The organism is Lebetimonas sp. JS138 (assembly GCF_000523335.1).
Classification (GTDB): domain Bacteria; phylum Campylobacterota; class Campylobacteria; order Campylobacterales; family Nautiliaceae; genus Lebetimonas.
On the sequence record NZ_ATHT01000001.1, the window covers coordinates 217,331 to 231,708 of the forward strand.

Annotated in this window: 14 protein-coding genes and 2 other RNA genes; 9 read left to right on the forward strand and 7 right to left on the reverse strand. The window is 31.4% G+C overall.

Annotated elements, in window-relative coordinates; all coding sequences use genetic code 11:
• Positions 1-5: 5 nt before the first annotated feature.
• From DZ67_RS0101155 to DZ67_RS0101170, 4 genes are read left to right on the forward strand one after another with little or no spacing between them, the layout of a single operon-like run.
• Positions 6-1,022, forward strand: coding sequence for a bifunctional 3,4-dihydroxy-2-butanone 4-phosphate synthase/GTP cyclohydrolase II (locus DZ67_RS0101155; protein ID WP_024791699.1), 1,017 nt, complete (start codon positions 6-8; stop codon positions 1,020-1,022).
• Entirely contained in the window at positions 1,019-1,912 is an 894-nt protein-coding gene (gene hemH, locus DZ67_RS0101160) for a ferrochelatase (RefSeq protein ID WP_024789109.1), read from the forward strand. The genes DZ67_RS0101155 and hemH overlap by 4 nt, the downstream gene beginning before the upstream one ends.
• On the forward strand, positions 1,887-2,309 hold the full coding sequence (gene dtd, locus DZ67_RS0101165) for a D-aminoacyl-tRNA deacylase (RefSeq protein WP_024786879.1): 423 nt from the start codon (positions 1,887-1,889) through the stop codon (positions 2,307-2,309). The genes hemH and dtd overlap by 26 nt, the downstream gene beginning before the upstream one ends.
• 1 nt (position 2,310) lies before the next feature.
• The gene (locus DZ67_RS0101170) at positions 2,311-2,763 is read left to right on the forward strand and encodes a DUF2914 domain-containing protein (protein ID WP_024791700.1); all 453 of its coding nucleotides are present in this window, start codon (positions 2,311-2,313) and stop codon (positions 2,761-2,763) included.
• Positions 2,764-2,970: 207 nt separating this feature from the next.
• On the opposite strand, the gene dnaK is transcribed toward DZ67_RS0101170, so the two are convergent.
• The 6 genes from dnaK to panB form a co-directional block, all read right to left on the reverse strand.
• Positions 2,971-4,854 (reverse strand): molecular chaperone DnaK, encoded by a 1,884-nt coding sequence (gene dnaK / locus DZ67_RS0101175; protein ID WP_024786881.1) that lies wholly within the window; start codon positions 4,852-4,854, stop codon positions 2,971-2,973.
• A 10-nt stretch (positions 4,855-4,864) separates the two neighbouring features.
• Entirely contained in the window at positions 4,865-5,410 is a 546-nt protein-coding gene (locus tag DZ67_RS0101180; protein WP_035906993.1) for a nucleotide exchange factor GrpE, read from the reverse strand.
• Positions 5,397-6,149: a hypothetical protein gene (locus tag DZ67_RS0101185; protein WP_024786883.1), complete on the reverse strand. Its 753-nt coding sequence runs from the start codon at positions 6,147-6,149 to the stop codon at positions 5,397-5,399. Before DZ67_RS0101185 ends, DZ67_RS0101180 begins: the two co-directional genes overlap by 14 nt.
• 99 nt (positions 6,150-6,248) lie before the next feature.
• Positions 6,249-7,250, reverse strand: a complete 1,002-nt coding sequence (locus tag DZ67_RS0101190; RefSeq protein WP_024786884.1) for an AI-2E family transporter — start codon at positions 7,248-7,250, stop codon at positions 6,249-6,251.
• Positions 7,251-7,258: 8 nt separating this feature from the next.
• On the reverse strand, positions 7,259-8,251 hold the full coding sequence (ruvB, locus tag DZ67_RS0101195; RefSeq protein ID WP_024786885.1) for a Holliday junction branch migration DNA helicase RuvB: 993 nt from the start codon (positions 8,249-8,251) through the stop codon (positions 7,259-7,261).
• Positions 8,251-9,027, reverse strand: coding sequence for a 3-methyl-2-oxobutanoate hydroxymethyltransferase (gene panB, locus DZ67_RS0101200; RefSeq protein ID WP_024786886.1), 777 nt, complete (start codon positions 9,025-9,027; stop codon positions 8,251-8,253). The genes ruvB and panB overlap by 1 nt, the downstream gene beginning before the upstream one ends.
• Before the next feature lie 49 nt (positions 9,028-9,076).
• On the opposite strand from panB, the gene trpA reads away from it, so the two are divergent.
• The 3 genes from trpA (at position 9,077) to rnpB (ending at position 10,742) form a co-directional block, all read left to right on the forward strand.
• A complete protein-coding gene (gene trpA, locus DZ67_RS0101205) occupies positions 9,077-9,802 on the forward strand; it encodes a tryptophan synthase subunit alpha (RefSeq protein ID WP_024791701.1) in 726 nt (241 codons plus the stop codon).
• 211 nt (positions 9,803-10,013) lie between these two features.
• Positions 10,014-10,388: a transfer-messenger RNA gene (ssrA, locus tag DZ67_RS10365) on the forward strand.
• Positions 10,389-10,418: 30 nt separating this feature from the next.
• An RNA gene (rnpB, locus tag DZ67_RS10305) (RNase P RNA component class A) lies at positions 10,419-10,742 on the forward strand.
• On the opposite strand, the gene DZ67_RS0101215 is transcribed toward rnpB, so the two are convergent.
• Entirely contained in the window at positions 10,736-11,677 is a 942-nt protein-coding gene (locus DZ67_RS0101215; RefSeq protein ID WP_024786887.1) for a tetratricopeptide repeat protein, read from the reverse strand. The genes rnpB and DZ67_RS0101215 overlap by 7 nt on opposite strands.
• A gap of 84 nt (positions 11,678-11,761) precedes the next feature.
• Between DZ67_RS0101215 and dnaG the strand changes: the two genes are divergently transcribed.
• Positions 11,762-13,381, forward strand: coding sequence for a DNA primase (dnaG, locus tag DZ67_RS0101220; RefSeq protein WP_024786888.1), 1,620 nt, complete (start codon positions 11,762-11,764; stop codon positions 13,379-13,381).
• Positions 13,359-14,321 carry an argininosuccinate synthase domain-containing protein gene (locus DZ67_RS0101225; protein ID WP_024786889.1) on the forward strand — a complete coding sequence of 321 codons (963 nt, stop codon included), beginning with the start codon at positions 13,359-13,361 and terminating at the stop codon, positions 14,319-14,321. The genes dnaG and DZ67_RS0101225 overlap by 23 nt, the downstream gene beginning before the upstream one ends.
• The last annotated feature ends 57 nt before the right edge of the window (positions 14,322-14,378 follow it).

Here is a 14,378-nt window from a genome sequence, read left to right on the forward strand (position 1 = left end):
AATTAATGGATTCAATTGAAAGAGTAAAAAAAGCAATAGAAGAAATTCAAAAAGGCAATATCATTATAATGATTGATGATGAAGACAGGGAAAACGAAGGGGATTTGGTTTATGCAGGAGTATTTTCAACTCCCCAAAAAGTAAATTTTCTGGCAAGCAAGGCCAAAGGTTTAATCTGTGTGTCTTTAACAAAAGAAATAGCGGACAATCTTAATTTAACCCCCATGGTTCCGCAAAATAAAGAGAATTTTTCAACAGCCTTTACAATAAGCGTGGATGCAAAAGAAACCAAAACTGGAATCAGTGCATATGAAAGAGATATGACTATAAAAAAATTAAGCTCACCTGTTTCAAAACCGGACGATTTTGTGCGACCGGGGCATATATTCCCGTTAATTGCAAAAGACGGAGGGGTACTAGTCAGAACCGGCCATACAGAAGGAAGTGTAGATATTTGCCGTCTGGCCGGGGTTTACCCCGTAGCGGTAATTTGTGAGATAATGAAAGAAGACGGAACAATGGCCAGAAGAGGAGATTTGAAAGAATTTGCAAAAAAACATAATTTAACAATTGTATATATTTCCGACATTGTAGAATACAGACTTCAGTATGAAAGCCTAGTGAGCATTAAAAAAAAAGAAAAAATAACTATTCAAGGTGTTGATTTTGAAAAAATAACTTTTATTGACCATTTAGGCAATAGACATTATGTCTTAGCAAACAATCCAAAAGAAACTACAAATGTAAAATTTTATTCTGTTATGAGTAATGTAGATTTTATTTTAAATGAAAAACTTATAGATGAATATAATAAAATATTAGATTATATTAAATATAATTCTGGTGTTATTGTTTTTATCAATTCAAATTCAAATGATAAAAATAAAGAGTTCGGAATAGGGGCTCAAATACTCAAAAACCTTGGAATAAAAAATTTAAATCTGTTTTCACACAAAAAAAGCGAATTTAATTCTTTGAAAGGATTCGGCTTAGAAATAAACAAATATCTGGAAATAAAATGAAAGCGGTAGTTTTGATGAATATGGGAGGGGCAAGAAGTGAAAAAGAACTTAAAGAATTTTTATTTAATATGTTTATGGATAAAAGAATAATAAACTCGCCTTTGAGATATTTTCTTGCGCCCCTTATTTCAAATATAAGATATAAAAAAGTATGGAAAAATTATGAAAAAATCGGCGGCAGCAGAATTTATAAAATTACTGAACAAATATCTAAAAAACTTAAAAACAGCAGTTTTGATGTTTTGTATTCCATGCGATACACAAAACCAAATTTAAAAGATTTAGATTTACAAAAATATGAAGAAATTATCTTTTTACCACTTTATCCACACTACTCTTTTACAACATACCAAAGTAGTGTTGATGAAATAAAAGAGCTTAATTTAAAAATTCCATATAAAATAATAAAACCTTTTTATAAAAATGAAAAATTTAATGAAATAATTAAAGCAAATATTTTAAATTCAATTGATAATCCTAAAAATTGGAATTTAATATTTTCAGCCCACGGACTTCCAAAAAGTATCATAAAAAAAGGTGATTCATACGAAAAAGAAGTAAATGAGCATGTAAATATTTTAAAAAAATTATTACCTGAATTTAAATCTATAAACTTAGCATATCAGTCAAGATTCGGACCGAGTGAATGGCTAAAACCTTATTTACACGAAAAGCTTAAAAAATATAAAAATGAAAATGTTTTAATTTATCCCATTTCATTTATGATAGACAATTCAGAAACAGATTTAGAACTTAAAATTGAGTATAAATACCTTGCAGAAGAAATTGGTATAAAAAATTATAAAGTGGTTGAATGTCCAAATGACAATGAAAACACAATAAATTTTTTAAAGGAATTAATTAATGAAAGCAATAATTCAAAGAGTTAATTATTCTACCGTTTTTGTTGAAAATAAATTAATTAGTGAAATAAATAAAGGATTAAATGTTTTAATCGGATTTGAATTAACCGATACAGAAGAAAATATTTATAAAATGGCAAAAAAAATTGCAACCTTAAGAATATTTGAAAATTTTTCAAAAAGTGTTTTAGATATTGACGGAGAAATACTTTTAATTCCAAACTTTACCATAACCGGAGTTACCAAAAAAGGGAGAAAACCCAATTTTCAATATGCTATGAAAAAAGAATTGGCACAGCAATTTTATGATAAAATGTTAAATGAATTGAATAATTACTGCACCTGTAAAAGCGGTAAATTCGGAGCCGAAATGAATGTAATAATACATAATGAAGGACCTGTAAGTTTAATATTGGAGATATAAAATGAAAAAAATTGCTTTTATGTTTTTGGCTGTTTTTGCGTTTTCATATAATTTAAAACAGTTTACAACATGCAAGAATGTAAAAAATCTCACACCTGTTGAAATAACTAATGTATTTACCACAAAAGACAAAAAAGTTTTTGCATTTGCAAAATTTACAAATATAGAGGAGAATAGACTGATAGATTTTGTATGGGAAAAAAATGTTAATGATATATGGAAGCTGTATGCCGATATACAACTTCCTATATACAAAGGCCTAAGATGGAGAACATATTCAAACATAAAAATCAGACCTTTTTTTACAGGTCATTGGAGAGTAAGTATTTATGACGGTAACAATCTAATTGCCATTAAAGAATTTAAAATTGTAAACGAAGAACGAAACAAATTCCGCTCAACAACATTAATCCATAATGTAAAAATTAATACACTGATTAAATATGCGGGATAAGAGAACAAATTTTTTACTACTACAGAAGGCAAAAGGCAAATAGCTACACAGCCTCCTGATTAAGGGTACTTTTTATTTCATATTATTTAATCAGTTTTAAATTTAAAATTAGGCACTGAGTAAATTATGCTTTTTATATTAAATAATAAAAAATATATACTAATTACAGTGACAGACACTTAATTTTAAAATAAAAAAAGCAGAGGATTATTCAACCTCTGCATCTATTACGTCGTCGTCCCCGCCTTTATTTTGTTGTTGATTCTGTTGTGCTCCACCTTGAGCCTGTCCGCTTGCCGCCATATTCTGAGCCGCTTTTTGCAACTGGGCTTCAAGCTCAGCTTTTAAGCTGTCAATTTTTGCTTTGTCTTCGCTTTGTGCCTGAATAAGTTCTTTTGCTTCTTTAATCTTAGCTTCAAGTGCGCTTATATCACCAAGTTTATCTTTATTGTCTTTTATGAATTTTTCAGCCTGATATGCAACAGCATCAAGTTCATTTCTTGCTTTTATAGCTTCAATTCTTGCTTTTTCTTTTTTATTTGCTTCTTCAGCTTCTCTAATCATTCTTTGAATTTCTTCTTCATTCAAAGTTGAACTTCCTGTAATTGTAATTTTTTGTTCTTTTCCGCTTGTTTTGTCTTTTGCGCTAACATTCAATACGCCGTTTGCGTCTATATCGAATGTAACTTCTATTTGCGGCACGCCTCTTGGTGCTGGCGGAATTCCTTCAAGATTGAATTGTCCAAGTGATTTATTGTCTTTTGCAAGTTCTGCCTCACCTTGCAATACATGAATTGTAACCGCTGTCTGGTTATCTTCAGCTGTGCTGAAAATTTGTGATTTTCTAACAGGTATTGTTGTACCTTTTTCAATAATTTTTGTCATTACCCCACCAAGTGTTTCGATACCAAGACTTAATGGTGTAACATCAAGTAACAATACATCTTTTACTTCACCTTTAAGAACTCCTCCTTGAATTGCCGCACCAAGTGCAACCACTTCATCAGGGTTTACAGATTTATTAAGTTTTTTACCGTTAAAATATTCGCTTACCAATTGTTGAACTTTTGGAATTCTTGTACTTCCTCCAACCATTACGATTTCATTGATTTCGTTTTTGCTAAGTCCTGCATCGTTTAACGCAGTATCAATATGTTTTAATGTTTCAGCCAACAAATCGTCAATCATTGCTTCAAATTTTGCTCTTGTCAATTTTTTAACCAAATGTTTTGGCCCTGTCTGATCTGCTGTAATAAACGGTAAATTTATTTCAGTTTCTTCTTTACTTGACAATTCTTTTTTAGCATTTTCCGCTGCATCTTTTAATCTTTGAAGAGCCATTTTATCATTGCTTAAATCAATTCCACTCTCTGCTTTAAATTCACTAATCAGCCATTCCATAATTCTTTGGTCAAAATCATCACCACCCAAAAATGCGTTACCATCTGTTGAAAGAACCTGGAATGTGCCATCTCCGATTTCAAGCACAGTTACGTCAAATGTACCTCCTCCTAAGTCATATACAAGAATTTTTTCTTCACCTTTTTTGTCAAGTCCGTAAGCAAGCGCCGCAGCTGTAGGTTCGTTGATGATTCTCAACACATTAAGTCCTGCAATTTTTCCAGCTTCTTGAGTCGCTTTTCTTTGTGAGTCGTTAAAGTATGCAGGTACTGTAATTACAGCTTCTGTTACTTCTTCTCCAAAGAATTCTTCTGCGTCTTTTTTAAGTTTCATTAAAATTTTTGCACTAATTTCTTGCGGAGTATATACTTTTCCGTCCACTTCCACCGCACAAGCTCCGTTTTTATCCACAATTTTATATTGAACGTGTTTTTTAGCTTCCTTGGCTTTTGGCTCATTACACATCATACCCATAATTCTTTTTACTGAATAAATGGTTCTTTCCGGATTTGTAATTGCCTGTCTTTTGGCAGGTTCACCTACCAACACTTCGCCTTTGTCTGTAAAAGCCACTACTGACGGGGTTGTGTTTCTACCTTCTTTATTTGGTATAATTTTTGCATCTTTTCCGTCATAGTAAGCCATTGCTGAGTTTGTTGTACCTAAATCTATTCCTATTACTTTTGCCATTTTTCCCTCCTTAAGATTTTTTATTTATTGTAACCATTGATGGTCTTATAAGTCTGTCTTTTAATTTATAACCTTTTTGATAAATATCCACTATTGCACCGTCTTCATGCTCTTCACTTTGAACATGCTGAATCGCCTGATGAATTTCAGGATTAAATTCATCATGCTCAACAGGCTCTATTCCGTGGTTTTTAAATGTATCAAGCATTTTTTTAAGTGTAAGTTCAACGCCTTCGAGAAGTTTATCGAAAGCTTCTTCTTTATTTTCTATATCACCGGCATGAACAATTGCAAGCTCTAGCGAATCAACTACCGGCAGTAAATCTTTTGCAAATTTTTCATATGCATATTCTATCAGTGCATCTGTTTCTTTTTTAATGATTTTTTTATCATTTTCACATTTTGCATAAGCCCTGAGTGCTTCATCGAGCTTTTGCTTTAATTCTTCATTTTCTTTTCTCAAAGCTTCCACATCAATTTGCTGTTTTTCATTTTGTTCTTGGTTTTTTTGATTATTTTTTTCATTTTCCATTTTTAACTTTTCATTTTTGTTCATCAGCCCCTCCTTCACTGAACAGGTTCAAAAAATTTGAATATATATCGCCTATCAATATATATTCATACCATTTGTCTTCAATTTTTTTCAAATCTTTATATATAAGTATGCTGTTCATAAAATTTAAACCTTTTCGAATTTTTTCAAATTCAAAATTTATAAAAGGTTTAATGTCGATTATTTGAGAAAATTCAAATAATCTTTTTTGATTATAACATAAATATTCATATACAGAATCAATTTTTTTAATTAATTCAGTTAAATTTAAATGATACAAATATGATTCAATCTGAGTGATATATACACCTTTAAGTGATTTTAAAAAATTAAAGATATTTTCATCATATTTAAATATCAGTTCATTTTTTTCAAATTCAAGAATTATAAATTTATGATATTTATAAACCTTTTTTAGCAACTCATTTTCAAAGATCTTGGCCGTAAAATAAAGGTTATTAAACTCTATTTTTTCTTCCAGCTTGTTAAAATCCAGATCAAATTCCTCAAAATATTCTCTCCAAAAAGCTTTTAAGGCTTTTTCGGAAGGTTTGGAACCGCTTGCCAAATGCTCTTTTTCTATCAATCCTGATTCTTTTAATTTTTGCAAATAGCTTCTTATACTCGAAGCTGAAAAAGGCAAATTTGCTTTTTCTTTCAGTTTAGTTGAGCTTATTGGAGATTCCTCTTTTAAATAATTTTTTATTAACTCCTCTAAAACTAACTCAACCTTATTTTTCATTTTGTCACTCTTTATGTTTAATTGACAATGTAATTATACAAAATAAATTTTATATTGTCAAGTTTTTTATATAAAATATTTAGGAAAATTTAGTCTATTTTACTCAATCTTCTCATAAAATCTAATTATTGACAAAAACATAGCGGTTACGGCGGGCCCTATAATAATTCCCCAAAGCCCGAAAGATGAAAGCCCGGCAAGAATAGAAAAGAATATAAGGAGTGAATTTACTTCAAATTCCCCTTTAAACAATTTTTTTACATTATCTATAATTATAGGTTTTATAAATGTATCCGCTATAACGGAAATCATAGCCACAGAATATATTGCAACTATTAACGCCCCCTCACTGTTTCCCTGAGCATATAAATATAAACTTACAGGTCCCCACATCAAAACACCGCCTACAACAGGAATAAGCGATGCAAAAGCATACATAACTGTAAAAAATATAAAGTTAAGCCCATATATACTTACAATAAATCCGAACAGTACACCCTCTAATAATGCCGTTAACACAGTGGAATAAAAAACTATACTCATCACTTCGCTTGTTCCAAAAAATATTTTTTCAAGCTTTTCATTTTCAAGAGGTATTATTTTTTGTAAAAACAAAAGTGTTTCTTTTCCGTATAAAACGGCAAAAAAGAAAAATATAACTATCAAAAACGCATCTTTTAAAAACACGGCGCTTTTTGCTGTAATTGTTCCTACAAAAGGCATAATGGTATTATAAATTTGAGTAATATGCTCCGGATTAATATAAGTTTTTACTTCATCTTGCATAAATGATGGAAGATAATGAATAAGATTCTGAGCTTTAGTCAAAATATTTTTTATTTCATTTATATCTATTTGAGTTATAACACTTCCCGCTTTGAAAATAAAATATAAAATAGGCCCGAAAATCAAAAAAGCAAAAATAAATGTAACTATTGTACTTACTAAATATTTATTTTTAATTTTTAATGAAATAAAATATATAACTTTTCCAAAAGCCACAGCCATTAATGAAGCAATAGCAATATCCAGCAGATAGGGTTTATATGTCAGATATACAAAATAACCTATAATTAATGTAAGAATTCCCAAAATTTTCATTTTTCCCCCTAAAATAGACTGCAAGACGTAAAATTTAAAATTTCATATGTTTTTCTTGTTGCAATTCTGCCTTTTGGCGTTTTTTCTATAAATCCGTTTGCAATTAAAAAAGGTTCAATCACCTCTTCTATTGTATCTGTATCTTCACTCAAAGCCGCAGAGATAGTTGAAAGTCCTAAAGGTTTTTTAGCCTCGGCCAGCAAACTTAAAAATCTGATATCAAGTTCGTCAAATCCGTATTCGTTAATTCCCAAAGCGTCAAGTGCGAAATCGGCAATATTTTTATCTATTGTTTTTTTATTTTCCACTTCGGCAAAATCCCTTACCCTTTTAAGCAGCCTTAAGGCAATTCTCGGGGTTCCACGCGAGCGTTTGGCAATTTCAACTGCGGCATCGTTATTTATACCGATATTCAGTTTTTTACTTGCAAGTTTAACAATAAGGCTTAATTCTTCAACATTGTAAAAATTAAGTCTGAAGCTCATTCCAAATCTGTCCCTTAAAGGATTACTCAGCATCCCGGCTCTTGTAGTGGCTCCTATAAGGGTAAATTTTGCAACATCAATTTTAATGCTTTGAGCCGCAGGTCCGCTTCCTATTACAATATCAAGCCTGAAATCTTCCATGGCTGAATATAAAACTTCTTCGATTGTAGATTTTAATCTGTGAATTTCATCTATAAACAGAATGTCACCGTCTTCAAGATTAGTTAAAATTGCCGCCAAATCTCCACTTTTTTCAAGCATTGGAGCGGCTATTGTTTTAATACTCGCATTCATTTCGTTTGCAATAATATTGGCCAAAGTTGTTTTACCAAGTCCGGGAGGGCCGAAAAAAAGAATATGATCAACCGTTTCGCTTCTTTTTTTAGCCGCTTCAATAAAAACTTTTAAATTTTTTTTAATCTGTTCCTGACCTATATATTCATCAAAATTTTTAGGTCTTAGTGATTTTTCGTATGTTTCTTCAAAACTTACTTTTTCTATTTCGACTATTCTCATTAATAAATCTCTTCAACGCTCGGAAATTTAGAATTTTTAACATCATCTACATATTTTTTGACAGCAACTCTAACCATCTCAGCCCCGTTTAAATAACGTCTTACAAATTTAGGTTTAAAGCTTTCAAAAAATCCAAGCATATCAGACCAGACTAAAACCTGGCCGGTCGTATATCTCCCTGCGCCTATTCCAATTGTAGGAATTTTTATTATCTCAGTTATTTCTTTTGCGACTTCTTCTTTTACTCCTTCGATTACAAGCATAACCGCACCCGCCTCTTCTATTGCTTTGGCATCTTCAAGCAGCTTTTGGCGGGAAATTTCGTCTTTTCCCTTTACTTTATACCCACCTTCACTTCTGCTAAACTGAGGCATTAAACCTATATGCCCCACCACAGCTATGGCGTTATTTGTCAATAATTTAACGGTATCCGCTTTTTCAGCTCCACCTTCAAGTTTAACGGCATCCGCTTTTGTCTCTTTATAAACCCTTATTGCGTTTTCAAGCGCTTTATTGGGTGTAGAATAACTTCCAAATGGCATATCGCATACAATAAAAGCTTTTTTTGCCCCGTTGCACACGGCTTTGGTATGATATATCATCTGCTCCATTGTAGCTGTCAATGTATCGTTTTCTCCCATAAAAGACATATTTAAACTGTCTCCCACCAAAATAATATCTGCAATATCATCAAAAATTTTTGCAAAAAGAGCATCATAAGCGGTAATCATAGTAAGTTTTTCTTTTTTTTGTAATTTTGAAATAGTATTTTTCATTACCTGCCTTTTGATATAATTTCATATAATTATATCACAAAGGAAAAGAATGAAAAAACTCATAGCATATATAACCTGCGCTTATCCGGATAAAAATTTCACCATTGATTTAATAAACTCTTTAAAAGAAAACGGGGTGGACGGAATTGAACTCGGTATTCCTTTTTCAGACCCCGTAGCTGACGGTCCAATAATTCAGGAAGCTGATAAAAGGGCATTGGAAAACGGTTTTAAAATGGACGATTTGTTTGAAGTAGGTGAAAAAACAGGAAATAAAATAGATACCTATTGGATGGGATATTTTAATAATTTTTATCATAAAGGTTATGATTTTATGGTAAAAAAAGCAAAAGAGACAAATATCAAAGGTTTTATCATTCCGGACCTGCCGTTTGAAGAAGCACAATATTATGAGAGTAAATTCCCTTTAATTTCCTTTGTGGCACCAACCGATTCTAAAGAAAGAATTAAAAAAATTCTTAAAAATCCAAAAGAATTTATATATCTCGTGGCGTATGCCGGAATTACAGGTGCCGCAAAACAGGAAGATTTAAAAGAGATTATTGAATACATAAAAAACATCACTTCAACCCCTTTATTTATAGGATTCGGTGTTAATGAAAAAACAGCCAAAGAAAAAGCAAAAGGCGTTGACGGGGTAATTGTAGGAAGCGCTTTTATAAAAATTCTTTTAGACGATTCGCTTAAAAACAGTGAAAAAATAGAAAACATTTCAAAAACGGCAAAAAATATAAAAGAAATAATTAATTCCTGAGCGTTTGTCTTATTTTTTAATTATAATACTTTTATTAAATTTAAACCTTAAATTTTTCTTAAAAAGGACTTGATTTTTTAAGGAAAAATTGATATAATTTTACTGTCAGCCGCAGTAAATGTAAGTTGAAAATGAAAAATTAAAGTGCAAAATGAAATGTTTTATAATATATTTTTAACTTTACACTTTTAACTTATAACTTATTTTTACTGGGGCTGACACGGATTTCGACGTGGGTAGAAAGCCCTAAGCTGCACGCGTGCCTGAGTAAGCACTAAAACGGCTCATTAAAAATAAACGCAGTAAATAACACAAATTACAGCCCAGCAGTAGCAAGAGCTGCTGCCTAATCATTAATTCGGGCGCCTTCGTCCGGTGAGGTTCGCCACAGCCTCGGACGAAGAGTAAAGTGTGGATAGAAATAAAGGCTTCGGATGCGGCCTTTATTTCGAAACTTTAGCATCCCTCTTTCCAAAAAGGCTTTGTTTGTTGGGCCTTGGAAAGAAGTAAAACCAATAAACTAAGCGTGTAGGCGCTTGGGGTACTCTACTGGCGGACTGGGGTTCGATTCCCCACAGCTCCACCAAAAGTTCAAGTTCTTGAATTTTTGATGGAGCTGGCATACCGGGAGGCTGCCCAAAAGGAGGAAAGTCCGGGCTGCGGCAAGGCAGGAGTCAGCCTAACAGGCTGCCGCCGAAAGGCGAGGGAAAGTGCCACAGAAATCAAACCGCCGATGGGGTTAATCCCACAGGCAAGGGTGAAAAGGTGAGGTAAGAGCTCACCGGGAATGTAGCAATACATTCCGCCGGTAAACCCACTCCGCAGCAAGAAGGGATGGTAAAGCCTTGCATATTTACCCTTCGCTCAAGCGGCACTGCAAAGTGTGCGCAAAGATAAATAGCCTCCAAAACAGAACCCGGCTTACAGGTATGCCTAAAGCTCTATATTCTTAAGATTTCTTTGCTCGGTTAAATTAAATATAACTTCTTCACTGAAAAGTTCATTACAGTTGGGACATCTTTTGGAATAAAGAGGAAAAGTTTTTTTACAGTTTTTACAAACATACTCAAATTCCAAAGTGGCAAAATCTTTTGGAAGATAATTTAAAACTTTAATTTCAAAAGGTGTAAATTCAGTAATTTTCCATTTACCGTTTTCTTTAAATTTTTTTGGTATATCACTCCTGTAAAAAATTAAATCAAAAAAATTATAAATCTCTTTATCATCAATTAATTCATAGGCTTTTTTAGGATTTGTTTGTAATAAATATGAAATATATTCCCTTTTAATAAAAGGATATTTTTTATAAACATCATCTATATTTTTAAATTCTTTGCAAAATTCTTTACAGCTTCCAAGTTTAAGATAATTCAAAACTGCGTTTGCTTTTTCTTTTTCCAGATTGACACCAAGTTCTTCAAATATTTCTATAATATCTACCGTTTCTTTATAATTGCCGAGTTTTTCGTCTATTATTAAAAGAGTTTTAAGCGTTTCTTTATCCCTTGGCCTGATTTGAAGAATCTGATATGCAACGGTTTTTGCTTTTTCCAAAAAACCGGCTTTTACATAAAGAGCTGTTATTTCTTTTAATATTTCAACACTTTTTACATTTTTATTTATCCACAGATAAATTTTTAACGCTTTTTCATAATCCCCCTCTTTTTTATAAGCACGGGCAAGCAAAATAAGCGCTTCAACAGAAGAATAATCAAGTTTAACATTTTCAATTTCCAAATATTCAAAATCTTTTAAAAAATTATGAAGTTTCTGTTCTTTTAAATATTCCCTAAACCTTCCGATGGCTATAGTTATTAGAGAGCTTAAAAGTATAATTATTATAAATAAAATAATCTGAAACAGAGGGTCACGCATATTTAATCCTTAAATAAATGAAAAATTAAAAATGTAAAGTTAAAAATTATCTTCAATTATACATTATTTTATTATAATTCCATTATGATAAAAAACGAATCGATAGAAAATTTAAAAAGTATCATAGATATTGTAGATGTTATAGGAAATTATATCCAGTTAAAAAAAGAAGGAAGCAACTATAAAGCCCTTTGTCCTTTTCATTCGGAAAAAACCCCTTCATTCGTAGTAAGTCCCGCCAAACAGATATACCACTGTTTCGGATGCGGTGCAAGCGGCGATGCCATAAAATTCGTAATGGATATGGAAAAACTCTCTTATCCGGAAGCTATAGAAAAACTTGCAAGTATGTACAATTTTAAACTTGATTACACATCATCAAAATCGTTTATAAAAATTGACATTTTAGAATCGGTTAATAATTATTACATTTCAAATTTATATAAAAACAAAACAGCTCTTGAATATCTAAAAGAAAGAGGCTTAAAAGATTCAACCATAGAAAAATTTTTCCTCGGATTCGCGCCCGATTCAACAACACAGATAAAATATTTTAAAAACGCCAAATTAGATTTTAAGGCTTTAAATGAACTTGGCGTTCTTGTAAACAACGAATATCCTCGTCTGATTGAGAGAATAACATTTCCTATTTTTTCCTCAAGCAATAAAATAATAGCTTTCGGGGGAAGAACCATAACAAATCATCCCGCAAAATATATAAACTTTACAAACACAAAAATTTTTAACAAATCAAAAATACTTTACGGGCTTAATTTTGCAAGGGAACATATTTTAAGAAAAAAAGAAATAATAATAGTGGAAGGATATATGGATGTGATAATGCTGCATCAGGCGGGATATGAAAATGCAGTTGCAACGCTTGGAACGGCACTTACCTTGGAACATCTTCCGATTTTAAAAAAATTAAATGCAAAAACAAATATTTTATATGACAGCGACAGTGCAGGAATTAATGCGGCTTTGAAAGCGGCCAAAATGCTTTATAGAGAATTTTTCGAGGGAAAGGTTATTTTGCTTGAAGGGGGCAAAGACCCTGCCGATATTGTTAAAAACGGCGAAAATTTAGAAAATTATATAAATAAAAGTATAAATTTTAAAGATTTTATAATTGAAAACACTATACAAAAATATGATATAAAAAATGCCGTTCAAAAACAAAAATGTCTTAATGAATTAAAAGAATATATAATAAAATTACCGGAAATTTTAAAAGAAGATTTTATCTTAACAACATCCCAGCTGTTACAAATAAACCAGAGACTTTTTTATATAAAAACAAACAAAAAACCTGAAAACCAAAATAAAAAACTGGATATAGCAGAAGCAAGCATTATAAAAACACTCTATGAAAACCCCGGTATAATGGATGAAATTGTTGAATATTTAAGCGTAGACGTTTTTAAAACCCACAAAAATGAATTGCAGCTTGTATATGCCGAAGATTTCAAAAATCCAGATTTGCTCGATATAGTTTTAAGAGATGAAGTTAAAATTCTTTCTTTCGAAGCGTTAAAAAATCAAATCAGAAAACTTTTAATTCCTTATTATCAGGAAAAAGTTCTAAAAATAAAATCAGATAAAAACTTAACCCCAAATGAAAAAATGCATAAATTAAAAATTTTTAATTTAAAACTTCAGCAACTTAAAAAAGGAGAGCTTGTTGAAAGCGATAGCACTCTTTAGCGGGGGGCTTGATTCAGCCCTTGCTATAAAACTTATTCAAGAACAAAATATTACGGTAGAAGCACTTTATATTGATATAGGATTTGAAACAAACAAAGAAAAAATTGAATTTTTAAAAAGAGCTTCTGAAAAATTAAATGTAAAATTACATATTGAAGACATAAAAGACGAATATATTAAAAATATACTTTTTTCCCCTAAATACGGATATGGTAAAAATCTTAACCCGTGTATCGACTGTCATGCGAATATGATTAAAGTTGCTAAAAATATTATGGAAAAAATAGATGCAAAATTTATAATAAACGGTGAAGTGGTTGGACAAAGACCTATGAGCCAGAGACTTCCTGCAATGAACGCAGTTACAAACCTTTCAGGTGCAAAAGGGCTTATTTTAAGACCGCTAAGTGCAAAATTACTGCCTCCTACCATTGCTGAAATAAAAGGATGGGTTGAGAGGGAAAAACTTTTGGGTATAAGTGGCAGGGAAAGGAGAGTGCAGCTTGAACTTGCTAAAAAATACAATATCGAGGATTTTATAGAATCTCCTGGCGGCGGATGCCTGCTTACCGATGCAAATTTTTCAAAAAGAGTTATTGACTTAAAAAACAGTCTTGGATTTAGCTCAAAAGAAATAGATATTTTAAAAGTAGGAAGACATTTTAACATAAACGGATATAAAATAATTATATCAAGAAACAAAGACGAAAATCCTGTACTTAAAAACTACAAAGGAGACTTGTTCGAAATAATGACATGCAATAATTTCCCTGGCCCTGTCGGTCTTATCCAAAAAAACACATCCCAGGATATAAAACAGCTTGCAAGTGATATGATGGTAAGTTATACAAAATTTGAAAAAGGAGAAATATTAATAGGGAACAAAAAATATCTTGGAGAAAAAAAAGATAAAAAAGAGTTTTCTAAGTATATAATTTGATTTTTATTAATTTTTCATTTTACATTTTACACTACTCACCACTCACCACTCACCACT